The sequence below is a fragment of the Polaromonas sp. P2_G11 genome (assembly GCF_056403595.1).
In genome coordinates this window covers 97,609-121,523 of record NZ_JBFUFE010000002.1, presented here as the reverse complement: position 1 = coordinate 121,523, position 23,915 = coordinate 97,609, and the positions used below count along the sequence as shown (strand labels likewise).

Below are 23,915 nucleotides of genomic sequence, written 5' to 3'. Positions count from 1 at the left end.
GATTTTTATAGCTGCTTGCGCTCATCCTTAAAGGGCTGGAGCCCTAAAAGGCTTAAGACTTCAAGCCAGCAGGCAAGCCGCTTCCGTCTGGTCGTCCAGGCGGCGAAGCTCAGGCACCTCTTCAGCGCAGCGCGCAACGGCCAAGGGGCAGCGCGTTCGGAACACACACCCCGAGGGCGGTGACATCGGCGACGGCAGGTCGCCCTGCAGCAGCTGGATCACCTTCTTGCGCTCCAGCGCCGGGTCGGGAATCGGGATGGCCGACAGCAACGCCTGCGTGTAGGGGTGACGCGGCGCGGCATACAACGCCTTCTTTTTCGCCACTTCCATTTCATGCCCTAGGTACATCACCAAAATGCGGTCGCTGATGTGTTTGACGACGGCCAGGTCATGCGCGATGAAGATCAGCGCCAGACCCATGGATTTTTGCAGCGCCTTGAGCAGGTTGATGATTTGCGCCTGGATCGAGACATCGAGCGCTGACACCGGCTCGTCGCAGATGATGAGCTTGGGCTCCAGGATCAGCGCCCGGGCGATACCGATGCGCTGGCACTGGCCGCCTGAAAATTCATGCGGGTAGCGGTTGATCTGCTGCGCCATCAGGCCAACGCGGCCCATCATGGCCTTGACGCGCTGCATCACTTCGGCCTCGGGCATGCGCGGGCGATGCGTGCGCAAAGGTTCGGCAATGATCTGCGCGATGGTCATGCGCGGGTCCAGCGAGGCCAACGGATCCTGGAAGATCATCTGGATGTCTGACCGCACGCCCAGCCAGGCTTGAGATGAAGCGCCCGTCATCTCCTGGCCCATCCAGACAATGTTGCCGGCGGTGGCAGGAATCAGGTTCAGCACCGCACGCGCCAAGGTGGATTTTCCGCAGCCCGACTCACCCACCACGCCCAGCGTTTCGCCCGCATGGATGTCGAAGGAAATGCCGTCCACGGCTTTCAGGATTCGCGCCGGCGACCAGGGCCAGGCGCCGCTTTTGATCCTGAAGTGCACTTTCAGGTCGCGCACCGACAAAATAGGTTGAGAGGCATCACGCATGGACGGCTCCCTTGGCCGCAAGTTCAGACACAGCCTCACTTGATTTGTGGCAAGCCCTGAGCACCGCCGGGTTGTGCAAGGCCGGCAGCAACGCGGGCATCACGTCACGGCACTGATCGCTGGCCAGCGTACAACGTTCGCTGAACGGGCAGCCCTTGGGAAGCCGCGCCATGTTGGGCGGCGCGCCTGGGATGGCGACCAGCGCTTCGTCATCCGCGTCCAGGCGCGGTATGGCACCCAGCAGGCCCACGGTATAGGGATGGGAGGCTCCATAAAAAATGCTGTCGGCACTGCCCTGCTCCATCACGCGCCCGCCGTACAGCACCATCACTTCATCGCACAGGCCCGCCACCACGCCCAGGTCGTGCGTGATCATGATGATCGCCGTTCCGAAGTCGCGCTGAAGATCGCGCAGCAAGGCGATGATTTGCGCCTGCACCGTCACGTCCAGCGCCGTGGTGGGCTCGTCGGCGATCAGCACTTCGGGCTCGCAGAGCAAGGCCATGGCGATCATCACACGCTGGCGCATGCCGCCCGAAAACTCGTGCGGGTACATGGTGATACGCCGCGCAGCTTCCGGGATCTTGACGGCGTCCAGCAGCTGGACCGACCTTGCGCGGGCGGACTTCCGGTCAAAGCCCTTGTGGAACTGCAGCACCTCGGTCATCTGCCGCTCCACCGTCAGGTAAGGGTTCAGCGACGTCATCGGGTCCTGAAAGATCATGGCCACGCGGTTGCCGCGAATCCTGTTGAGCTCGGCCGGCTTCATGGCCAGCAGGTCCTGGCCTTTGTAGAGGGCCTGGCCGGTGGCTTTGCCGTTGCCGGCGAGCAGGCCCATCATGGCCAGCACGCTCTGGCTTTTTCCGGAACCGCTTTCGCCGACGATGCCCAAAGTCTGGCCGCGCTCCAGCGAAAAATTGATGCCGTTGACGGCGTAGACAAGCCCGTCCTGGGTCTGGAACTGGACCCCGAGGTTGTTGACTTCAATCAGGCTCATGGTGCGGCTCAGCGGTCTTTGGGGTCGAGCGCATCACGCAGGCCGTCCCCGATGTAGTTGAAGCAGTACAGGGTCAACGAGAGCATGCCCGCCGGAAACAGCAGCATCCAGGGCGAGACTTCCATGACGGACGCACCGTCGTGGATCAGCACGCCCCAACTTGTCATTGGCTCCTGGATGCCCAGCCCCAGGAATGACAGCACGGACTCGACCAGGATCACGGCCGGCACGGTGACCGTGGTGTAGATCGCGACGATGCCCAGAAGATTGGGAACAATGTGCTGGAAGATGATGCGCCGTGTAGGCACGCCCAACGCGCGGGCCGCTTCAATGAACTCCTTGGAGCGCAGCGACAGCGTCTGGCCGCGCACCACGCGTGCCATGTTCATCCACGAAAATACCGTGATGGTGATCACCACCAGGTAAAAAGCCCGCCCCAATATGGTCACCATCAGGATGGCGATCAGCAAGTAAGGCACCGCGTACATCATGTCAACGACGCGCATCATGAAGGCGTCTACCTTGCCGCCTATGAAACCCGCCGTCGCGCCCCAGACAATGCCGAGCGTGACGGCCGACAGCGTCGCCAGGAAGCCCACCAGCAGCGATACGCGGCCGCCGATCAGGCTGCGCACCAGCAGGTCGCGGCCGGACTCGTCGGTGCCGAAAAAATGCCAGCCCTTGAGCATGGGCGGCAGGCTCATCGCGTCCCAGTCGGCAGCGTCAAAAGCATTGGGCAGCAGCCAGGGCCCGACGATGCAGCACAGCGTGATGAATGCCAGCAGGTACAGGCTGAACACCGCGGCCTTGTTGCGCATGAAGCGCACGCGCGCATCCGCCCAGGGGCTGCGGCCATGGATCTCGGCGTCGGCCAGCGTCTGGCCGACAGCCGTGGCGAGTTGGTCTTGTCTGGTTTTTTTTTCGAGCAGCATGCAGGCCTCTGCTCAGTACCGGATCTTCGGGTCGAGCAAGGCGTAGGCCAGGTCCACCAGCAGGTTCAGCGTGACGGCGATCACGGTCACCAGCACGACGAGGCCCAGGACCAGCGTGTAGTCGCGGTTGGCGGCGCCATTGACGATAAGCTTGCCGATGCCCGGCAGCGAGAACACCGACTCGGTCACGATGGCGGAGGTGATGGATGAAATCGCCAGGGGGCCCATGACGGACACCACCGGCAGCAGCGCGGGTTTGAGGGCGTGGCGCAGGATGACGGTGCGCATGGGCAGTCCCTTGGCGCGTGCGGTGCGGATGAAATTGCTGTGCAGCACCTCGATCAGGCTGCCGCGCATGACGCGCGCGATGGTGGCCACGTTGATGAAAATCAGCAGCAGCATGGGCAGGATCATGAAGCGCGGTGCGAAGTCATTCCAGCCCCCCGCGGGCGCCACCTTCAGCCAGACAGCGAACACCAGGATCAACACCGGGCCGATCACGAACGAGGGGAACACATGCCCGGCGTTGCCGAGCAGCATCACGAGGTAATCGACCGCACTGTTCTGGCGCACGGCGGCCACCGTGCCAAGGAACACACCGAGAAAGAAGGAGATGACGATGGCGCCCCCGCCTATCGCCGCGGACACCGGCAGCGCATTGGCCACCAACTCGTTGACCGACCAGTCGGCATAACGGAACGAGGCGCCCAGGTCGCCGTGCAGCAGGCTGTTGAGGTAATACAGGTACTGCTGCCACAGCGGCAAATCGAGGTGGTACTTGGCCTGCAGGTTGACCAGCACCGCCGCGGACACCTTGCGCTCGTCGTCAAACGGCCCGCCCGGCGTGCCGTGCAGGAGGAGATAGCAGACGGTGACAACGGCCAGCAAGGTGGGAATCGTCGCCAGGATGCGTCTGAAGGTGTAGGACCACATGGGGAATATCTCCGGGCTAGGTCTATGTCAGTGTGAGCGCCTGAACGCGTCGGCCAGGTACAGCTTAGCCCTGAAAGGCCTGCGAGGCATCAGAAAAACGTTGAAAGGCGGTGAAAAGCAGATCAAGGACAGGCAGGCGCACGGCGGCGCCCGCCATCCGGACATCAATGCTTGATGATGTACAGGTCCTTGCCGCGGTAGCGGTCCAGCGCGTTGGTGGTCGAATAACCGCCCACATAAGGCTTGACCAGGCGCGGCACGGTGTATTGCAGCAAAGGGATGATGGGATAGTCTTCCATGATCATCCTGGCGGCTTGCGTCAGCAGCGTCTTGCGCTTGGCCGGGTCCATCGACTGGTTGCCTTCATCGATCAGCGCAGAGGCCTTGCGGTTGCAGCTGTTGTGGTAGTTCTGGTCAGAATCGCACTGCACCAGCGTCAACCAGGTGGTGGCGTCGTTGTAGTCGGCGATCCAGCCGTTGCGGGCGATCTGGTAGTCCTTGTCGGTGCGCTTCTTGATCAGCACCTTGAACTCCATCGCTTCGAGTTCGACGTCCAGGCCCAGCTTGGTCTTCCACTCGGAGGCCGCAAAGATGGCCATTTTCTTGTGGTAATCGCTGGTGTTGTAGGAGAACTTGAGCTTGGTGCCGGCCGGAAGATTCGCTTCCTTCAGCAGCTTCTTGGCTTCGGCGATGCGCTTGTCGGCGGGCCACTTGGCCCAGTCGTAAGAGGTGACGTCGGCACCCGAAGTGCCTTTGACGATCACGCCGTATGCCGGGGTCTGGCCGTCGGCCGTCACGCGCTGCGCGAGGATGTCGCGGTCCAGCGCCATCGACAGCGCCTTGCGCACACGGATGTCCTTGAGTGCCGGGTCCGCATTGTTGAGCGAGTAATAGCGCAGGCCCAGCATGTCGGTGTTGCGGATTTCCTTGGGATATTGCGCCTTGTACTTGTCGAAGGTGCCTGGCGGGAGCTGGTAAACCCAGTCGTTCTCGCCCGACTCATAAAGCTTCACATCGGCATTGCCGTCTTCGACCGAGAGGTAGGTGAGTTTGGTGAGCTGGACATTCTTCGCGTCCCAGTACGCCGGGTTCTTGACCAGGATGATCTTGCTGTTGACCTGCCAGTCTTTCAGCGAGAAGGCGCCGTTGTTCACCATGTTGGCGGGCCGGGTCCAGTCCTTGCCGAATTTCTCGATGGTGGCTTTATGCAGGGGAGCGAGCTGGGGATTGGAAACGACCTCGGGCAGGAAACCGACCGGGAAAGGTGTCCTGATTTCCAGGGTGTAAGGGTCCACGGCCTTGACACCCAACTCGGTGACGGGCTTCTTGCCTTCAATGATCTCTTTGGCATTGAGCAGGAAGACGCCGTAGGTGGAAGCGTATTTGGAGGCGGTCGCCGGATCGACGAAGCGGCGCATGCTGTAGATGAAGTCTTCGGCCGTCACCGGGTCGCCGTTGGACCATTTGGCGTTCTTGCGCAGCTTGAAGACCCAGGTCAGGGGGTCCATCTGCTTCCAGCTCTCTGCCACGGCGGGGACGATCTTGCCGTTTTGGTCGGCGGCAGCCAGGCCTTCAAACATGTCGCGGATCACGTTGTTGGCCGGAACACCCGTCGCCAGTGCCGCATCCAGGGTTTCAGGCTCGGAGCCATTGTTGCGGACCAGTTCCTGCGTCTCGTGCAGCTTCACGCCCGCGGGCACCGTGGCCGCCACCGCCAGGCCAGCCAAGGCCAGCAGCACGGCGCTTGTCAGCGCCTTCATCGTCCAGTTTGAGTTCATGCCTGTTGCACTCCCGAATAGAAAATTGGCGGGCTTGTGGCCCGCCATGGTTGATGGAACGGGGCCCCTCTCGTGAGAGGAGCCCCCGTTTGCCTGTCAGTCGGCGCGAATATACCGCCGCGCCAGGCGCAGCCCCGTAGGGAGTAACCCTTCAGCAATTACCGTGCCTTCACGAAGCCATGGGTGGCGCGGAAGTCAAGGGGATACATAGGGAACACTTGCTCACAACTGAACGAGCGAGGCGACAGCCACGGGGCATGGACAGGTACCGCGATTCAAGCCGTGCATCACGGCACGGCTGGAGTCAGTGCCTGGTTCAAGCCTTCACGCAATTCCGGCGGCGAAGCGGCGGCGCCTTCTGACGCCATGGCGAGTGTCAGCAGGATTGCTATTGTTTTGATAGCTGCTTGCGCCCACGATGATTGACTTGCAGGCACAAATCACCTGAATTTTGGGTACCGGAAGAAAACCGGCCGCCCTGCTCTTGTGAGAATTTAAATAAAAATAGCTACCAGCCCAATAACCATGGGCGCAAGCAGCTATCAATCTTGTAGCGCGGGCGTCTGGTCCCGCAGACGCCCTCAGGCGCCGCGCACCCGCTCAGCGGCTGAGCTGGGTGGACGCCTTCAGGCTCAAGGCTTCCTCAGGCGGCTCTTTCCAGCCGCCACCCAAGGTCTTGTACAGCGTGACCTGGCTTTGCAGCTGTGCCAGCCGGGTTTGCACCACCGCCTGGCGTGCGGCGAACAGCGAGCGCTGTGCATCGAGCTGGTCCAGATAGCTGGCCACACCGTTCTGGTAGCGCAGATCAGCCAGTTTGAAACGCGTCGCCTCGGCATTGGCCTGCGCCTGCTGGGCACGCAGCTGCTCGCCCAAGGTGTCGCGGCCCGCCAGCGCATCGGCCACTTCACGGAAAGCCGTCTGGATGGACTTTTCGTACTGGGCGATGGCAATGTCACGCCCGGCATTGGCCGAATCCAGCCCGGCACGGTTACGGCCCGCATCAAAAAGCGGAAGGATCAGTTGCGGCGCCAGCGTCCAGCCGTAGGATCCGCTCTTGAACAGGCCCGACAGGTGCGAGCTGGCGCTGCCGGCAGAAGCCGTGAGTGAGATACGCGGGAAAAAAGCCGCACGGGCCGCGCCGATGTCGGCGTTGGCAGACAGCAGCTGTTGCTCGGCCTGGCGGATGTCTGGGCGGCGTTCCAGCAAGTCAGACGGCAGCCCCGCGGGCACGTCCACCATCATGGGGGCGTCTGCCAGACCTTTGCCGGCAGGCAAGGCCACCGCCAGGTCACCGCTCAATGGCTGGCCGATCAGCAGGGTCAGTGCGTTCTGATCCAGCGCACGCTGGCGCACCAGTTGGGCCAGCGATGCGCGGGCCGCTTCGGTCAATGACTCGGCCTGGCGGAAGTCCAGCTCGGAAGCGACGCCGTTGTCAAAGCGCAGCTTGCTGAGCTTGAAGGACTCTTCCCGTGTAGCCAGTGTTTGCTGCGTGATGGCCAGCAGTTCTTCGTCGGCCAGCAGGCTGAGGTAGGTGTTGGCCACCGATGCAATCAGGCTGATCTGTGCCGTCTTGCGACCTTCTTCCGTTGCCAGGTACTGCGCCAACGCCGCCTCTTTCAGACTGGAGACCCGGCCGAAAAAGTCGAGCTCGTAGGATGGCATCAGCAAACCGCCGGTATAAGTGCTGGTGATGCTGCCGTTACCGTTGGCATTGGGCTGGCGCGAACCGGTGATGCCGGCATTGATCGTGGGAAACTGGTCGGCACGCTGGATCCGGTACTGGGCCCTGGCTTGCTCAATATTGAGCACGGCGATGCGCAGGTCGCGGTTGTTGCGCAGCGCGGCCTCAATCAGCTGCCGCAATTTAGGGTCGCTGAAAAAAGCCTGCCACTCGATGTCGGCTGCCGCGACGGCCGGTGCGGTAGTAGCAGACTGCGCTTGCGCGGAACCGGTGGTGAAACCGGAAACAGCCGGCCACTGGTCTGCGATGGGGGCTGCCGGGCGCTCGTACTTCGGAATCATCGAGCAGCCGGCCAGGAGTGCCGCAGCACCAACCGCCAAAAGCTGCGGGAACCTGGGTTTCATGCTGGATTTACTCATGGGCTTTACCTTCACTTCCTTCTTCTCCGGTGATGCCTGCCGCCTTGGCATGCTCCGAATACATCCTGTTTTGCCGCTCGCTGCCCTTGAAGAGGCCGCGCACGACCACAAAGAACACCGGAACGAAAATCACCGCCAGGATCGTGCCGGTGATCATGCCGCCGATCACGCCGGTACCGATGGCACGCTGGCTTGCGGAGCCGGCGCCCGAAGCCAGTACCAGCGGCAGCACGCCCAGACCGAAGGCCAGCGACGTCATGACGATGGGTCGGAACCGCAGGTGCGCGGCAGCCAGCGCCGACTCGATGACACCTTTGCCCTGCGCCTGCAAGTCCTTGGCAAACTCGATGATCAGAATCGCGTTCTTCGCCGACAGGCCGATGATGGTGATCAGCCCCACCTGGAAGTACACGTCATTCGAATAACTACGCAGCAGCGTTGCCAGCAACACACCGATCACGCCTAACGGCACCACCAGGATCACCGCGAGCGGAATGCTCCAGCTTTCGTACAGGGCCGCAAGGCACAGGAACACCGCGAGGATGGCGAAACCATAGAGCAACATGGCTTGCGAGCCCGCAAGTTTTTCCTCACGCGACTGGCCCGTCCATTCGAAACCGAAGCCCTGCGGCAGTTGCGCTGCGAGTTTTTCCATCTCGGCCATTGCTGCGCCCGAGCTGTAGCCTGGCGCGGCGCTGCCGCTGATACGCACGGCCGGGTAGCCGTTGTAACGCACTGTTTGCATCGCACCCTTGATCCACCGCGTGCTGGCAAACGACGACAACGGAACCGGCAGGCCGCGGCTGTTGATGGCGTTGAGCCGGAGCAGGTCGTCGGGCTGCATGCGCGAAGGCGCGTCGGCCTGTACCACCACACGCTGCAGGCGCCCCTGGTTGGGGAAGTCGTTCACATAGCTGGATCCCAGCGAGGTCGACAGGACCGCGTTGATCGCGTCAAACGGCACGCCCAGCGCATTGGCTTTGTCACGGTCTATGTCCAGCTGCAGCTGCGGCGCATCTTCCAGGCCGTCGGGCCGTACCTGTGTGAGCACCGGACTCTTGGCAACCATGCCCAAAAGCTGGTTGCGTGCGTTGATAAGCGCATCATGGCCCGCACCTCCGCGGTCCTGCAGGCGGAAGCTGAAGCCCGAGGCCGTTCCCAGTTCGGGAATGGGTGGGGGGCTGAGCGGAAAGATGAAGGCATCACGCACACCCATGAGGGCGCCGAAAGCCCGTCCTGCTATCGCTGAGGCCGAATGCGCTTCGCCGTCGCGCTCGTTCCAGTCCTTGAGCGTCACGAACGCCAGCGCGGCATTCTGGCCCTGGCCGGAAAAGCTGAAGCCAAGCACGCCGACCATGCTTTCGACTTCCGGCTGCTTGAGCATGAAACCCTCGACTTTCTCCATCACCGAAAGCGTGCGCTCGTAAGTTGCGCCCGGCGGCAACTGCACGTTCACCAGCAGGTTGCCCTGGTCTTCATTGGGCAGGAAGGATGTGGGCAAACGCAGGTATACCACCGCCACAGCGGCAATGATGGCCACATAGATCACCAGGTAACGTGCGGCGCGTTTGAGAATACGCGCGACCATGCTTTCATAGCTTTTTGCGGTGCGCGAGAACCCCCGGTTGAACCAGCCGAAAAAACCCTTTTTCTCGTGATGGTGCCCAGCCTCAACCGGCTTGAGCAGCGTGGCGCAAAGTGCCGGCGTGAGGGACAGGGCCAGGAAGGCGGAAAAGCCGATGGACGAAACCATCACGGCGGAGAACTGGCGGTAGATGTTGCCGGTCGAGCCCGCGAAAAATGCCAAAGGCACAAACACGGAAATCAGCACCACGGTGACGCCAATGATGGCGCCCGAAATCTGGCCCATCGCCTTGCGGGTGGCCTCCAGCGGCGGCAGGCCCTCTTCGGTCATGATGCGTTCGACGTTTTCGACGACCACGATCGCATCATCGACGACGATACCGATCACCAGCACCATGCCGAACATGGTGAGCACGTTGATCGAGAAACCGAGCGCCAGCAAGGTGGCGAAAGTGCCCAGCAATGCAATCGGCACCACGATGGTCGGGATGATGGTGTAGCGCCAGTTCTGCAGGAACAGGAACATCACGAGGAACACCAGGGCCACCGCCTCAAACAGCGTTTCCGCGACCTGGGAAATCGAAATCTTGACGAAGCGCGAGCTGTCGTAGGGGATGCTCCACTTCATGCCTTGCGGAAAATAGCGCTCGAGTTCGGTCATCTTGGTTCGAACGGCCTTGGCAGCGGCAAGCGCGTTGCCGCTGGGTGCCAGCTGAACACCGATACCGATCGCCGTCTTGCCGTTCAGGCGAGCCGACGTGGCATACGTTTGGCCACCCAGTTCAATGCGGGCCACGTCTTTAAGGCGCACCGACGAACCGTCGGTGTTGGCGCGAAGGACAATGTTGCCGAACTGCTCGACATTGGCAAGCTGGCCGGTGACTACCACGGTGGCAGCAATGCCTTGTCCCGCTACATTGGGACGGTCGCCGATGCTGCCGGCCGACACCTGGGCATTTTGCGCGCGGATGGCGTTGTTAACGTCATTTGCCGACAGGCTGAAACCCGTGAGCTTGGCCGGGTCCAGCCAGATGCGCATGGCGCGCTCACTGCCGAAGAGCTGGGCCTGGCCGATTCCTTTGACACGCTGGATCTCGGGCACGATGTTGCGCGAAGCGTAATCACCGAGCGCGACGGGGTCGTGCGCGGGATTGTCGGACGACAGCATGATGAACAGCAGGAAGTTGGAGCGTGATTTGTCGACGCGAACGCCTTGCTGCGTGACGGCGGCGGGCAGCCGCGGCGAGGCGCGCGACAGGCGGTTCTGCACATCCACCTGCGCGAGATCGGGGTTGGTGCCGGGCTCGAAGCTCAGCGTGATGCTGCCGGAGCCGTCGGCCTGCGCCACCGACTCCATGTAGATCAGGCCGGGTGAACCGTTCATTTCGCGCTCGATCACCGACAACACGCTGTCTTCGAGCGTCTGGGCAGAGGCGCCGGGATAGGCGGTGTTGACGACAATCGAAGGCGGCGCGACGGGCGGGTACTGGGCAATCGGCAGCTGCGTGATAGCCACGCCGCCGACCACCAGGATGAACAGTGCGATCACCCAGGCAAAGATCGGCCGATCAATAAAAAACTTGGCCATGTAGTTGGCTCCTTACTTCGCTGCTGCAGAAGCAGCGGAGGCCGCAGGCGCAGCAGCTTGCGCACCGGAGGCGGCGGATACGGGGGCGGAAGCCGCATCGGCCGGCTTCGCACCGGCCGGTTGCCATGGCACGGGCTTCACGGGTGCACCTGGCTGCAGTTTCTGGAATCCATCCACCATGACTTTTTCGCCGGTCTTCAGACCGTCGAGCACCACCCACTGGTTGCCCTTGGCGGAGCCAATCTTGATGGGGCGCGGGCTGACTTTTCCATCGTCACCCACCACCATGACAGTGTCGCCCTGCGCGGTGCGCGTGACAGCTTGCTGGGGCAAGGTGATGGCATTGCTGGCCTGCGCCTGCTCCAGGCGTACGCGCACATAAAGGCCGGGAAGCAGCTGGCCACCGGGATTGGGCACCTCTGCCCTCAGGGTCACCTGCCCCGTCGTGGAGTCGACCGTCAGGTCGGAAAACAGCAGGCGGCCGGGGCGGGCGTATTCAGTGCCATCTTCGAGCACGATGCGCACGCTGGCCGCTTCGGCACCGGTGGCACGTTTGAACTGGCCACTTTCCATGGCGGCACGCAGCTTCATGATTTCAGGAGCGGATTGCGTGAAGTTCACATACATGGGGTTGATTTGCTGGACCACAGCCAGCTGGGTGGCCTCGCCCTGACCAACCAGGGCGCCTTCGGTGACCAATGCGCGGCCAATGCGGCCCGAGATCGGGGCTGTCACTGCCGCGTAGCCCAGATTGATGCTGGCTGTCTGCACATTCGCCTTGCCCACGGCAACGTCGGCCTCCGCCTGCTTTTGCGCCGCGACAGCGTTGGCATATTCCTGCTTGCTGATGGCGTTAGCTTCTACCAGCGGCTTGTAACGCTCGGCCAATGCGGCGGCCTGCGCCAGGTTGGCCTCGGCGCGCGCCTGGCCCGCTTTCGCGCTGGCGGCGGCGGCGGCATACGGTGCGGGATCAATCGTGAACAGCGCCTGCCCTTCTTTCACGTCGCTGCCTTCACGGAACAGCCGTTTTTGCAGGATACCGGCCGCACGGGCCCTGACCTGTGCCACACGCGAAGCCTCAAGGCGGCCGGGCAGCTCGGTCACCAAACCGACGTCACCCTGGGTAACTGTCACCACACCCACTTCCGCAGGAGGCGGTGCCCCGCCGGGAGCACCGGCACCCTTGCCGCATCCGGCCAGGAACAATGTGAGTGCAGCAATCAGGACGAGAGGCTGGTATGGCGCAAACGGGGAGAATAAAGGCGAATGGACAATGCGAGACTTGGGCATGCTGATCCTCAAAATTTGGGAAAAAAGCGGAAAACGGAATATGTGAGCGGCATTTGATGCAAGTCATCGTTTTGCCGAAAACAAAAAGAATAAGGGTTTTTACGAGTGATATAGTTTACATACATTTGTGAATGTATACGACAACCCGTTAAATTGACTTGCAGGAGACATGGATTGGCCCGTCGGACAAAAGAAGAAGCCATGGCGACCCGGCACAAGCTGCTGGATGCTGCGGAACACCTGTTTCAGGCGCAAGGTGTCTCACGCACAAGCCTGCAGGACATTGCACGCCGCGCAGGCGCTACACGCGGTGCTGTCTACTGGCATTTCAAGGACAAGGCAGACCTGTTCAACGCCATGATGGAACGGGTCACCCTGCCCATGGAAAACGCGTTCAACCAGGAAATTGACCCGCAGCAACATCCGGGCGAGGACCTCCTCAATCCGATGGACAGGATACGACGTTCCACTGCCAACGCGCTGCGACAAATTGTGACTGACGCGCAAACGCGGCGCGTGTTTGAAGTGGCGACCCAGAAGGTCGAATATGTGGAAGAACTCCAGGCGGTTCGCCTGCGTCACCTGGCAGTGCGCGGTGGTTTTTTATCCGGCATCCAGCAAAGCATGGAGGCGGCAACTGCACAGATGCGCCTCCAGTTACCTGCGCCGGCTTCAGCGGCGGCGCAGGGGCTACATGCGCTGATCGATGGCCTGATACAGAACTGGCTGCTGGATCCGGGGGCTTTTGACCTGTTGGAGGTCGGCCAGCATGCGATTGATGTTTACCTGAGGGGACTCGGCTTTCCTGGCTCACCTGCAGCTTCAGGCTCGCCCAAGCCGGCTTAGTGCAAATGCCGGGGCTTGCGGCCACCGCCGCCATGGCCCGAACCGCCCGGCGGTCCGCCCAGGCCGCGCGGCGGTTTACCGAGTTGCATCGAGTTCACCAGTGCATCAAAGCGCTGCTCGAACAGCTTGTCGACAGCCGCAACGACCTCACCGAGCTCTGATCCGTCAAAGTGGCGCTCCATCAGGCCGATCATGTCCTGGACCAGGAGATCGCGCTGCACCTGCATGATGGCTGCCGGCGTGGGGCCCACAAAATACATCGCGAAATCATCACGGGCCTCCTCATCGTCGGCACCTTCATCTTCGTCAAAGTCGGAGTCATAGAAGGTCACTTCGATGGGAGCGCCCGCTTCCGCGAGGTCGTTCAGGCCCATGCACATTTCGTCAAGCGCCTGGCGAAAATCTTCGTCACCAGGGACTGTCCAGCACATTTGCAGCAAATGTTTTTGCGCGTCGAACCGGATGCCCGGCTCTTCCTCATAAGCGCTGGCAGCACCGGCCGCCAGGGACTTGGAGCCGGTGTACTTCCACAGCGGCTTGAGGGCCTCCTGCAGCTGTTCAAAATTAACGTCCGCGCGCAATGGCACTTCGCCGTGGACGTGGATCTCAAAAGGTGTGTTGTAGCGGGACATGATGGAATTTATCTTACCCAGTTTTCAAAAGCGCGCCCGGCGCGTGGGTGAGCCGCCCAATCGTGGTGCCTGAGACCGGAATCGAACCGGTACGCCCGTTATTCACGAAGCGGCGGATTTTAAGTCCGCTGTGTCTACCTATTTCACCACTCAGGCTCAAACGCCGTATTCAAACGTCCGGCAGCGTATTGTCAAACAAAAAAGCCCCATAACTGGGGCTGGTTGCAGGGAGCTGTGATGGAGGCGCGGGCCGGAGTCGAACCGACCTACTCGGATTTGCAATCCGGTACATAACCGCTTTGTTACCGCGCCGTATTCTGTCTGCCTGATAAAGCCCTACGGCTTTACCCAATAATCCAACGAAACCCCCAATGAAAAAGGACAGCATTTTTAAAGTGCTGCCCTTTGAATTGGAGCGGGAGAAGAGTCTCGAACTCTCGACCTCAACCTTGGCAAGGTTGCGCTCTACCAACTGAGCTACTCCCGCGATTACAGCCTCAAATTATAGCGTAGTTTTTTGGGCTTTTCCAAAAGCCGCAAAAAACTTTGCGAAAGGCCTCATTAATGCTTCACCGTACCGGCTGCTTCCGCAGGCGGAACCACAGCAGCCGGCGCAACAACAGCGGCTTCCTCGTCGGTCAGCGGAACAGGCTGGCGCTCGAGCGCAACCTGCAACACCTGGTCGATCCATTTCACCGGCACGATCTCCAGGCCGCTCTTGACGTTGTCTGGAATCTCCTGCAGGTCCTTGGCATTTTCCTCGGGGATCAGCACGGTCTTGATGCCGCCCCTCAAGGCAGCGAGCAGTTTTTCCTTCAGCCCGCCGATGGCCGTGACCTCGCCGCGCAACGTGATCTCGCCCGTCATGGCCACATCACCGCGCACAGGGATACCCGTCATCGCTGAAACAAAAGCGGTGGTCATCGCGGCACCCGCGCTTGGGCCGTCCTTCGGTGTTGCCCCGTCCGGTACGTGGATATGGATATCGCGCTTTTCAAACATCTCGTCCTTGATGCCGAGAACCTTGGAACGGCTGCGCACCACCGTGCGTGCGGCCTCAACGGATTCCTTCATGACATCGCCCAGCGATCCCGTACGTGTGATCACGCCCTTGCCGGGCATCATGGCAGCCTCAATCGTCAGCAAGTCGCCGCCGACTTCCGTCCACGCCAGCCCCACCACCTGGCCGACCTGGTTTTGTTGTTCGGCACGACCATAGTTGAACTTGCGCACGCCCAGAAAATCGTTGAGGTTATCGGGTGTCACGACGACCTTGGGTGTCATCTTCTTGAGCTGGATACCCTTGACCACCTTGCGGCAGATCTTGGAGAGTTCGCGCTCAAGCGAGCGCACGCCGGCTTCACGTGTGTAGTAACGCACGATGTCACGCACCGCCTGCTCCTGCACTTCAAGCTCTTCTTCCTTCACGCCGTTGTTCTTGACCTGCTTGGGCAACAGATAGCGCATTGCGATGCTGGTCTTTTCGTCTTCGGTGTAACCGGAAAGGCGAATCACCTCCATGCGGTCCAGCAAGGCTGGCGGAATGTTCATCGAGTTCGAGGTGGCCACGAACATCACGTCGCTCAGGTCGAAGTCCACCTCGACATAGTGGTCACCGAAGGTGTGATTCTGCTCAGGGTCGAGCACCTCCAGCAGCGCGCTGGACGGGTCGCCACGGAAGTCGGTGCCCAGCTTGTCGATCTCATCCAGCAGGAACAGCGGATTGCGCGTGCCGGCCTTGGTCAGGCTCTGCAGGACCTTGCCCGGCAAAGCGCCAATATAGGTACGGCGATGGCCGCGGATTTCAGCTTCATCGCGCATGCCGCCCAAAGCCATACGCACATACTTGCGGCCCGTGGCCTTGGCGATCGACTGGCCCAGGGAGGTTTTGCCGACCCCGGGAGGCCCAACCAGGCACAGGATAGGAGCCTTGAGCTTGTCCACGCGCTGCTGCACCGCAAGATACTCAACAATGCGGTCTTTGACTTTTTCAAGACCATAGTGGTCTTCGTTGAGAACGTTCTCGGCGTTGCCCAGGTCGTGTTTGATCTTGGTCTTTTTGCTCCACGGCAGGCCGGTCAGCACATCGATATAGGTGCGCACCACGGTCGCCTCCGCGGACATCGGCGACATGAGTTTGAGCTTCTTGAGCTCGCTCTCGGCCTTTTTACGGGCTTCCTGCGGCATCTTGGCGGTCTTGATCTTTTTCTCGATCTCTTCGATGTCCGCCCCCTCTTCGCCTTCGCCCAGTTCCTTCTGGATGGCCTTGACCTGCTCGTTGAGGTAAAAATCGCGCTGGTTCTTTTCCATCTGGCGCTTCACACGCCCGCGGATTTTTTTGTCGACGTTGAGGATGTCGACCTCACGCTCAAGCTGTTCGTACAGGTTCTCCAGCCGGGCCTTGACATTGTCAAGATCCAGGATCACCTGCTTCGCATCCAGCTTGAGCGGCAGGTGCGCGGCAATCGTGTCGGCCAGGCGTCCCGCATCGTCGATGCTGGAAATCGAGGTCAGTATCTCGGGCGGAATCTTCTTGTTCAATTTGACGTAATGGTCAAACTGCTGCATCACGGCACGGCGCAATGCTTCTATCTCACTGGTCTTGTCACCGGCGATCACAACCACGGGCTCTACAGGTGTGACATTGGCCGTGAAATGCTGCTCGCCCTCTTCGATCTTGTTCACACTGGCGCGCTGCTGTCCTTCCACCAAAACCTTGACAGTACCGTCAGGCAATTTGAGCAGTTGCAGGATCGTGGCAACGCAGCCCACCTGGAACATATCTTCCACCGAAGGCTCATCCTTGGCCGCAGCCTTCTGCGCCACCAGCATGATGCGGCGCTCGGCCTCCATCGCCGACTCCAGCGCCTTGATGCTCTTGGGGCGGCCCACGAACAGGGGGATCACCATGTGCGGAAAGACCACCACATCCCGCAAAGGCAGGAGGGGAAGGTCAATGGGGGTGGAAGGCAATGAAGTTTGTCCGGACATATAAACCTTAAACGTTAGCCGTGACGGCCAGTTGCATGGCCCGGCGAAACACAATCAACCCAGACATGGGGCGCAGGAGGCGCTTTTCAAGCATTCCGGCCAGCCTTTTGGGATGTTCAGGCTTTCTTGGCCGCTTCACGGTACACAAGCAAGGGGGCTTTGTTTTCTTCGATTGTGGACTCGTCCACCACCACTTTATCCACATTGCTGGCATTCGGCAGGTCGAACATGGTGTCGATCAGCGACTGCTCCAGGATGGAACGCAAGCCGCGCGCACCGGTTTTACGGGCCAGCGCCCTGCGGGCAATCGCTTTGAGTGCGGAGGGCCGGATTTCCAGATCAACCCCTTCCATGGCCAGCAACTTGCTGAATTGCTTGACCACGGCATTTTTGGGTTCTGTAAGGATCTGCACCAAGGCGTCTTCTGTGAGCTCGGCCAGCGTCGCCACGACCGGCATCCGGCCGACCAGCTCAGGAATCAGCCCGAACTTGATCAGGTCTTCAGGCTCGACATCCTTGAAGGCTTCGGTCAGGCTGCGGGCCTTCTTGCTCTTGACGGCCGCGCCAAAACCGATCCCGGAAGCTTCGGTCCGGTTCTCGATGACCTTTTCCAGGCCCGAGAATGCACCGCCGCAGATAAACAGGATATTCGTGGTGTCCACCTGCAGGAAGTCCTGGTTGGGGTGCTTGCGGCCGCCCTGTGGCGGCACCGACGCCATCGTTCCTTCGATCAGTTTGAGCAGCGCCTGCTGCACACCCTCGCCGGACACGTCACGCGTGATGGAAGGGTTGTCGGACTTGCGCGAAATCTTGTCAATTTCGTCAATGTAGACAATCCCCTGCTGGGCACGTTCAACTTCGTAATTGCAGCTCTGCAGCAGCTTCTGAATGATGTTTTCGACATCCTCGCCGACATAACCTGCTTCGGTCAGCGTAGTAGCGTCGGCCATCACAAAGGGAACGTTCAGCGTACGCGCCAGCGTTTGGGCCAGCAGGGTCTTGCCGGAACCTGTGGGGCCGATCAGCAAAATATTGCTTTTGGTCAGCTCCACATCGTCTTTTTTGGCTTTTTCCTTGTGGCGCAGCCGCTTGTAGTGGTTGTACACCGCCACTGCCAGGGTGCGCTTGGCCGGTTCCTGGCCAATCACATAGCCGTCCAGTGTTCCCTTGATCTCTGAGGGCGTGGGCAGGTCGGTGCGCGTCTCACGAACGTCGTCACCAGCGGGGAGTTCGTCGCGAATGATCTCGTTGCAAAGATCGATGCACTCGTCACAGATAAAAACCGAAGGGCCAGCGATCAGTTTTTTGACTTCGTGCTGACTTTTACCGCAGAAGGAGCAGTGCAAAGTCTTTTCGCTGGAGGAGCCTTTTTTCTCGGCCATTGGGGGGATGCCTTTAAGGAGCCTGAAGGGGGAACTGTTACCTAATGATAACCAATAAAAAAACGGCGTTTCTGTTACAGAAAACGCCGTTGTTGCAGTGCAACTGAAGAGCTTTCGACGCTCAGGGCCGCTTGGAAATGACCTGGTCGACCAGCCCGTACTCTTTGGCGTCTTCCGCAAACATGAAATAGTCACGTTCGGTATCGCGTTCGATCTTTTCGATAGGCTGGCCGGTATTGGCCGCCAGGATGCGGTTGAGCTGGTCCCGCGTCTTGAGAATGTCGCGGGCATGGATTTCAATGTCCGACGCCTGGCCTTGCGCACCACCGGATGGTTGGTGAATCATGACGCGGGAATTAGGCAGCGAAAAGCGCTTGCCTTTAGTGCCGGCCGACAGCAGGAAAGCACCCATGCTGGCCGCCATGCCCACGCACAGGGTGGAAACGTCGGGTTTGATGAATTGCATGGTGTCGTAAATCGCCATGCCGGCCGTCACGGAACCGCCGGGGGAGTTGATGTAGAAGGAAATGTCCTTGTCCGGGTTTTCGCTCTCCAGGAAGAGGAGCTGGGCCACCACCAGGTTGGCCGTCTGGTCATTGACCGGCCCCACCAGGAAAATCACGCGCTCCTTGAGCAGGCGCGAATAAATGTCGTAAGAGCGCTCGCCACGGCCGGATTGCTCGATGACCATGGGCACCATGCCCAAGCCTTGTGCATCCTGCGCGCCGGCTTGCGGGGCCGTATAAGCGCCGCCGTAAATACTGTTTCGGACCATCATGTTTTCTCCAGAGATGTTTGTACTGTACCCAAAAACTCCCCCAGGGAGTTTCGGCGATGGCTGACAACAGATTCGCGAGCTGTTGTGCCGTAGCTCAAAGAAATTGGGGCCTGTGCCGCAAAGCACAAGCCCCAATGTCAGCAAAGGCGCTGAAGAATCAGTTCTGGCCCATCAGCTCGTCAAAGGAGATGGCTTTTTCGCTGACTTTGGCTTTGCCCAGCACGAAGTCGGTCACGTTGTTTTCAATCACAACAGCCTCGACTTCGGCCATGCGACGGTTGTCGCTCAGGTACCAGCGCACTACGTCTTGCGGCTTCTCGTAGCTGGCGGCCAGCTCTTCGATGTGCGCCTTGAGCTGCTCAGGCTTGGCCTGCAGGTCATTGCTGCGCACCAATTCAGCCACCACCAGGCCCAGGCGCACGCGCTTTTCGGCTTGGGGACGGAAGATTTCTTCGGGAATCGGCGCCTTGTCGGCGTCCTTGATGCCGCGCTGCTTCAAGTCGGCGCGGGCGCCTTCGATCATGCGGTCCAGCTCGGCCTGGACGCTGGACTTGGGCAGGTCGAGTTCGGCGTTGGCGACCAACGCGTCCATCACGGCGTTCTTGTTACGGGCCAGCAGGCGGAACTTGACTTCGCGCTCGAGGTTTTTCTTGATGTCGGTGCGCAGGCCTTCGACCGTGGAGTCAGCGATGCCCAGGGACTTGGCCAGTGCTTCATTGACTTCGGGCAGGTGAGCTGCTTCGATTTTTTTGACCGTCACGAGGAAATCGGCCTGTTTTCCGGCCACATCTTTACCGTGGTAGTCGGCGGGGAAGTTCAGGGGGAAGGTCTTGCTTTCGCCGCTTTTCATGCCGCGCACGGCGTCTTCGAATTCCTTGAGCATTTGCCCGTCGCCGATCAGGAACTGGTAGTCCTCGGCCTTGCCGCCGGCGAAAGGCTCGCCGTCGATCTTGCCTTCGAAGTCGATGGTGGCGCGGTCACCGTCTTGCGCCGGCGCATCGGCTGCGCGCTGGGCAAAGGTACGGCGCTGCTTGCGCAGGATATCCAGCGTCTTGTCGATGGCGGCGTCGCTGACTTCAGCGCTGACCTTTTCGACTTCGGCGCCCGACAGGTCGGCGATCTTGACTTCAGGGTAGACCTCGAACACCGCGTCAAACACCAGTTCGCCCTCAGGCGCGCCCTCTTTTTCGCTGATGCGGGGCTGGCCGGCAACACGCAGCTTGGCTTCATTGGCGGCCACGGCAAAAGCTTCACCGACCTTGTCGTTCATGACTTCGTAGTGCACCGAATAGCCGTAGCGCTGGGCCACCACGTTCATGGGGACTTTGCCCGGACGGAAGCCGTCCATCTTGACCGTACGGGCCAGCTTCTTCAGACGGGTATCAACTTCCGACTGAATGGTGTTGACGGGCAGCGAGAGCGTCATTTTGCGCTCGAGCTTTTCAAGGGTTTCAACAGTCACGGCCATGATGGTTCCTAAGATCAAAAATAGTCAAAACAGGTTTTCACCTGGCATGTTGCGGGGTTTGCCGCAACGACTGAAAGCAAGGAGGGGCAACAGGGCCGCCCACAAGCCTCAGGGTGGTGCGCGGGGCGGGACTCGAACCCGCACATCCTTGCGGACGTCAGGACCTAAACCTGGTGCGTCTACCAATTTCGCCACCCGCGCGCCTGAAATAAAAACGGGAATCCGAAAAACCTCCGAATCCCCGCTTGAAATCGGTCAACTCTCTATTTTAGCCGTTATCGGGCCCGGTTTTTCGTCCGGAACCGACGGCCAGAGAGAATCAGGCCGGCTGTGGCTTTTCGCCCATGTGTGGCTTAACTTCCAGCTTATCTTCCCGTTTGACACGGAACCACGCTGCATACATGGCAGGCAGGGCCAGCAAGGTCAGCACCGTCGCCACCACCAGGCCGCCCATAATGGCAACCGCCATAGGCCCCCAGAACACGCTGCGCGACAGCGGGATCATGGCCAAAACCGCCGCGGCGGCCGTCAGCACAATCGGCCGAAGCCTGCGCACGGCCGACTCGACGATGGCTTCCCAGGTGGGTACGCCGCGGGCGCGGTCCTGCTCGATCTGGTCGATCAGGATCACCGAGTTGCGGATGATCATGCCGAACAGCGCAATCACGCCCAGCAGCGCGACGAAACCAAACGGCCGGTTCAACAACAGCAGAGCTCCGGCCACACCTGCGATGCCCATGAAGCCCGTCAAAAAGGCGAGGATCGAACGGCTGAAGCTGTGCAGTTGCAGCATCAACAGGGTGAGCACGATAAACAGTGCGACCGGCAAGCCCGCCACAATTGAGGAGGATCCCTTGCTGCTTTCCTCCACCGCGCCGGCCACCTGGATGCGGTAGCCCGCCATGCCCTTGTCCAGCCACTTGGCTTCCAGCGCCTTGAGCTTGGGCATCAACTCCTGTGTCACCGTGGCACCCTGCAGGCCTTCGACGATGTCACTTTGCACCGTGATGGCGTAGTCGCGGTTCTCGCGCCACATCACGCCCGGTTCCCAGGTAAACACCGGCTTGGCAATCTGCGTCAGCGGAATCGACTTGCCTGAAGCCGTAGGCAGGTAGGCGTTGCCGATGTCGGTGATTGCGTTTCGCTCGTCCAGCGGCTGGCGCAGCACGATGTCGATCAGCTTGTCACCCTCACGGAACTGGCCGACTGAGGTGCCTGCCAGGATGGTGCGTGAAGCCTGTGCAATCGACTGGCTGGTCACGCCCAGCGCGCGCGCCTTGGCCTGGTCCACTTCCAGCCGCAGCACTTTCACCGACTCGTTCCAGTTGTCGTTCACACCGCGCGTGTTGCCGCTCTCGCGCATCACCGCCTTGACCTCATCGGCGCGGTCACGCAGCACCAGCGGGTCAATACCGACCACGCGGAACTGCACCGGGTAAGGCACGGGCGGACCGTTGGGCAACAGCTTGACCCGACCGCGCACTTCGGGGAATTCGGTGGCCAGCAGGGCGGGCAGCTTGATGCGCAGCGACTCGCGCACCTTCAGGTCTTTCGGCAGCACAATCATCTGCGAGACGTTGGTTTGCGGAAAAACCTGGTCCAGCGGCAAATAAAAGCGCGGCACGCCCGAGCCTATCCAGGTGCTGACCGTGCTCACGCCCTCCTCCTTCATGAGGCGCGCCTCCACCCGTTTAGCCGTGGCCTCGTTGGCGGCGAAGGAAGTTCCTTCCGGGAACCAGATATCGACCATGATCTCGGGCCGGCTGGAGTCCGGGAAGAACTGCTGCTGCACCTTGCCCATGCCGACGATGCCCAGCGCAAAAATCAGCACCGTCGAGCCGATGGTGATCCAGCGATGCTCCACGCACCAGTTCACCGTTTTGCGAAAGGTGTTGTAGAACGGGCTGTCGAACATCTCATGCGGGCTGTCCTGGCCTGCGGCCACTTCCTGTACATGCGGCGGCACCTTCAGAAGCAGCGTTCCCAAATAAGGAACGAAATAAACGGAGACGATCCAGCTGAGCACCAGCGCGATCACCGTCACCGCAAAAATCGCAAAGGTGTATTCACCGGTGGTGGACTTGGCCAGGCCGATGGGCAAAAATCCCGTGGCCGTGATCAGCGTGCCCGTCAACATGGGCATGGCCGTAATCTCATAGGCAAAGGTTGCGGCGCGCACCTTGTCGTAGCCCTCTTCCATTTTGCGCACCATCATCTCGACAGCGATGATGGCGTCGTCCACCAGCAGGCCCAGCGCAATGATGAGCGAGCCCAGCGAAATCTTGTGCAGCCCGATGCCGTAGTACCACATGGCCAGAAAGGTCAGGCTCAGTACCAGCGGGATTGTGATGCCCACCACCAGGCCAGGCCGCATGTCGATGTAATAACGCTTCCACAACGGGAGCTGGCCGGGGCCGTTGTGCGGCCGCTTGTGAAAGCCCAGGGCGATGAAACTCACCGCCAGCACGATCACCACGGCCTCGATCAGCACGCGCACGAACTCGTTGACCGAGGTGGCCACCGCCTTGGGCTGGTTCTGCACGTTCACCAGCTCGATGCCCCTTGGCAAGGTTTTTTCGATTCGGCCCGACAGCGCCGTGAGCGACTTGCCCAGCGCGATGATATCGCCGCCCTTGCCCATGGACACGCCCAGCGCAATCACTTCCTTGCCCTGGTGATGCACCTTGACGGAAGGCGGATCCACATAACCGCGCTTGATTTCGGCGATGTCGCCCAGTTGCAGCTGGTTGCCGGAGCTGCCGCGAATCGGCATGATGCGCAATTGTTCAATCGCCTCGAACTGACCCGCCACGCGCACCTGCACCACATCCAGCGGCGTCTGCACCGCACCGGCAGATTCCACCGCGTTTTGCTGGCCCAGTTGCGCCAGCACCTGGTTCAGGTCCAGCCCCAGTTGCGCCAGGCGCTTTTGCGAAATCTCTATGTAGACTTTTTCGTCCTGGACACCAAACAGCTCCACCTTGCTCACGTCGGGCACACGCAGCAGTTGCTGGCGCACATCGTCGGCAAAAGTCTTGAGTTCAGCGTAATTGAAGCCGTCGGCTTCCAGCGCGTAGATCACGCCATACACATCGCCGAATTCGTCGTTGAAGAACGGGCCCTGGATGCCGCCCGGCAACGTGCCGCGCATGTCGCCGATTTTCTTGCGCACCGAATACCAGACGTTGGCAACGTCGCCGGGTTTGGACGAGTCCTTGATCTGGAAAATGATCTGCGATTCACCGGGTTTGGAGTAGCTGCGAATCCTGTCGGCATAAGGCGCTTCCTGCAGCGTGCGCTCCAGCTTGTCGGTCACCTGCTCGGCCACCTGCTGCGCTGTCGCGCCCGGCCAGTAGGTGCGCACGACCATGGCGCGGAAGGTAAACGGTGGGTCTTCGTCCTGCCCAAGCTGGAAGTAGGCGACAAAGCCCAGAATCATCAGCACCAGCAGGAGATAACGGGTGAGCGCCGGGTGGTCCAGCGCCCATTTGGAAAGGTTGAAACGGGTCGAGGGCGAAGCCAGTTCGCCGGCAGCGCTGCTGCTGTCTGGATGGGGTTGCGTCATGCCG

Annotated in this window: 15 protein-coding genes and 4 tRNA genes; 1 reads left to right on the top strand and 18 read right to left on the bottom strand. The window is 60.7% G+C overall.

Annotated elements, in window-relative coordinates:
* Positions 1-60: 60 nt before the first annotated feature.
* The 8 genes from oppF to AC1DWQ_RS07175 all read right to left on the bottom strand — a co-directional run bounded on the left by oppF (position 61) and on the right by AC1DWQ_RS07175 (position 12,249).
* Positions 61-1,047, bottom strand: coding sequence for a murein tripeptide/oligopeptide ABC transporter ATP binding protein OppF (gene oppF, locus AC1DWQ_RS07210; protein ID WP_477669038.1), 987 nt, complete (start codon positions 1,045-1,047; stop codon positions 61-63).
* On the bottom strand, positions 1,040-2,044 hold the full coding sequence (locus AC1DWQ_RS07205; protein WP_477669037.1) for an oligopeptide/dipeptide ABC transporter ATP-binding protein: 1,005 nt from the start codon (positions 2,042-2,044) through the stop codon (positions 1,040-1,042). The genes oppF and AC1DWQ_RS07205 overlap by 8 nt, the downstream gene beginning before the upstream one ends.
* An 8-nt stretch (positions 2,045-2,052) precedes the next feature.
* Positions 2,053-2,976, bottom strand: coding sequence for an ABC transporter permease subunit (locus tag AC1DWQ_RS07200; protein ID WP_477669036.1), 924 nt, complete (start codon positions 2,974-2,976; stop codon positions 2,053-2,055).
* 12 nt (positions 2,977-2,988) lie between these two features.
* On the bottom strand, positions 2,989-3,909 hold the full coding sequence (gene oppB, locus AC1DWQ_RS07195; RefSeq protein WP_477669035.1) for an oligopeptide ABC transporter permease OppB: 921 nt from the start codon (positions 3,907-3,909) through the stop codon (positions 2,989-2,991).
* A gap of 164 nt (positions 3,910-4,073) precedes the next feature.
* Positions 4,074-5,687: a peptide ABC transporter substrate-binding protein gene (locus tag AC1DWQ_RS07190; protein WP_477669034.1), complete on the bottom strand. Its 1,614-nt coding sequence runs from the start codon at positions 5,685-5,687 to the stop codon at positions 4,074-4,076.
* Positions 5,688-6,287: 600 nt separating this feature from the next.
* Positions 6,288-7,787: an efflux transporter outer membrane subunit gene (locus AC1DWQ_RS07185; protein ID WP_477669033.1), complete on the bottom strand. Its 1,500-nt coding sequence runs from the start codon at positions 7,785-7,787 to the stop codon at positions 6,288-6,290.
* Positions 7,780-10,959, bottom strand: a complete 3,180-nt coding sequence (locus AC1DWQ_RS07180) for an efflux RND transporter permease subunit (RefSeq protein ID WP_477649569.1) — start codon at positions 10,957-10,959, stop codon at positions 7,780-7,782. The genes AC1DWQ_RS07185 and AC1DWQ_RS07180 overlap by 8 nt, the downstream gene beginning before the upstream one ends.
* A 12-nt stretch (positions 10,960-10,971) precedes the next feature.
* Complete coding sequence (locus AC1DWQ_RS07175) at positions 10,972-12,249, bottom strand: efflux RND transporter periplasmic adaptor subunit (protein WP_477669032.1); 1,278 nt, start codon at positions 12,247-12,249, stop codon at positions 10,972-10,974.
* Positions 12,250-12,423: 174 nt separating this feature from the next.
* Between AC1DWQ_RS07175 and AC1DWQ_RS07170 the strand changes: the two genes are divergently transcribed.
* Positions 12,424-13,095 carry a TetR family transcriptional regulator gene (locus AC1DWQ_RS07170; RefSeq protein WP_477669031.1) on the top strand — a complete coding sequence of 224 codons (672 nt, stop codon included), beginning with the start codon at positions 12,424-12,426 and terminating at the stop codon, positions 13,093-13,095.
* Here AC1DWQ_RS07170 and AC1DWQ_RS07165 read toward each other — a convergent pair.
* From AC1DWQ_RS07165 to AC1DWQ_RS07120, 10 genes are all read right to left on the bottom strand, one after another.
* The gene (locus tag AC1DWQ_RS07165) at positions 13,092-13,727 is read right to left on the bottom strand and encodes a DUF6806 family protein (RefSeq protein ID WP_477669030.1); all 636 of its coding nucleotides are present in this window, start codon (positions 13,725-13,727) and stop codon (positions 13,092-13,094) included. The two genes, AC1DWQ_RS07170 and AC1DWQ_RS07165, sit on opposite strands and share 4 nt — an antisense overlap.
* 63 nt (positions 13,728-13,790) lie before the next feature.
* A tRNA-Leu gene (locus AC1DWQ_RS07160) sits at positions 13,791-13,883 on the bottom strand.
* 82 nt (positions 13,884-13,965) lie between these two features.
* Positions 13,966-14,039: transfer RNA gene (locus AC1DWQ_RS07155), tRNA-Cys, on the bottom strand.
* Positions 14,040-14,138: 99 nt separating this feature from the next.
* Positions 14,139-14,214 (bottom strand) — tRNA-Gly (locus AC1DWQ_RS07150).
* 74 nt (positions 14,215-14,288) lie between these two features.
* Positions 14,289-16,718: an endopeptidase La gene (gene lon, locus AC1DWQ_RS07145; protein ID WP_477665737.1), complete on the bottom strand. Its 2,430-nt coding sequence runs from the start codon at positions 16,716-16,718 to the stop codon at positions 14,289-14,291.
* Between the two features lie 116 nt (positions 16,719-16,834).
* Positions 16,835-18,100 carry an ATP-dependent Clp protease ATP-binding subunit ClpX gene (clpX, locus tag AC1DWQ_RS07140; protein ID WP_457280299.1) on the bottom strand — a complete coding sequence of 422 codons (1,266 nt, stop codon included), beginning with the start codon at positions 18,098-18,100 and terminating at the stop codon, positions 16,835-16,837.
* A 121-nt stretch (positions 18,101-18,221) separates the two neighbouring features.
* Positions 18,222-18,878, bottom strand: a complete 657-nt coding sequence (gene clpP / locus AC1DWQ_RS07135; protein WP_477669029.1) for an ATP-dependent Clp endopeptidase proteolytic subunit ClpP — start codon at positions 18,876-18,878, stop codon at positions 18,222-18,224.
* Between the two features lie 157 nt (positions 18,879-19,035).
* The gene (tig, locus tag AC1DWQ_RS07130) at positions 19,036-20,346 is read right to left on the bottom strand and encodes a trigger factor (RefSeq protein ID WP_477669028.1); all 1,311 of its coding nucleotides are present in this window, start codon (positions 20,344-20,346) and stop codon (positions 19,036-19,038) included.
* 114 nt (positions 20,347-20,460) lie between these two features.
* Positions 20,461-20,547, bottom strand: a tRNA-Leu gene (locus tag AC1DWQ_RS07125).
* A 118-nt stretch (positions 20,548-20,665) separates the two neighbouring features.
* Positions 20,666-23,911: an efflux RND transporter permease subunit gene (locus AC1DWQ_RS07120; protein WP_477669027.1), complete on the bottom strand. Its 3,246-nt coding sequence runs from the start codon at positions 23,909-23,911 to the stop codon at positions 20,666-20,668.
* Between the last annotated feature and the right edge of the window lie 4 nt (positions 23,912-23,915).